Below are 618 nucleotides of genomic sequence, written 5' to 3'. Positions count from 1 at the left end.
AATGACTCCGCTCACCGAAACCGTTCTTTTCGTCTTCAGCCTCGTCGCGCTCGGCTATCTCGCCGGGTTCACCGGCTATCTGCGGCCGGCAAGTGGGGAGGGCATATCCGAGTTCGCCGTCAACGTGGCGATGCCGCTGCTGCTCTTCCAGACAATGGTGAAGTCCGATTTCCACGGCGTGGCGCCCTGGTCGCTGTGGGGCGCCTATTTTGTGTCGGCTGCCGTCACCTGGGCCGCCGGCCATCTGGTCACGACGCGCATCTTCGGCCGTGACGCCCGCGCCGGCATCGTCGGTGGCGTGTCCTCGGCCTATTCCAATGTCGTGCTGCTCGGCGCACCTTTCATCCTCGGTATTTTTGGTCCGAGCGGCTTCGAGGTGCTGTCGCTGCTGGTCTCGGTTCACCTGCCGATCATGATGATGGCCTCGATCGTGCTGTTCGAAATGTTCGGCCGTAACGGCGGCGAGCAGGTGCATCCGCTGCGCGTCATCAAGAACTTTCTCAGGCGGCTGTTCGTCAATCCGCTGATCATCGGCATTCTGGCGGGGCTTGCCTGGCGCTTCATCGGCGCGCCGCTGCCGGCGCTTATCGGGCGGCTGGTCGACGCGCTGGCCGATAC

1 protein-coding gene is annotated in these 618 nt (G+C 63.8%); it reads left to right on the top strand.

Features of this window, described 5'->3' with window-relative positions; genetic code table 11:
• Nucleotide 1: 1 nt before the first annotated feature.
• The coding region (locus EOA29_RS39200; protein ID WP_145970147.1) for an AEC family transporter at nt 2–618 on the top strand (617 nt) is incomplete at its 3' end.

This window comes from Mesorhizobium sp. M1E.F.Ca.ET.063.01.1.1 (assembly GCF_003998155.1).
Lineage (GTDB): Bacteria > Pseudomonadota > Alphaproteobacteria > Rhizobiales > Rhizobiaceae > Mesorhizobium.
The sequence above is the reverse complement of the archived record's forward strand: the minus strand, read 5'-3'. Positions and strand labels throughout refer to the sequence as shown.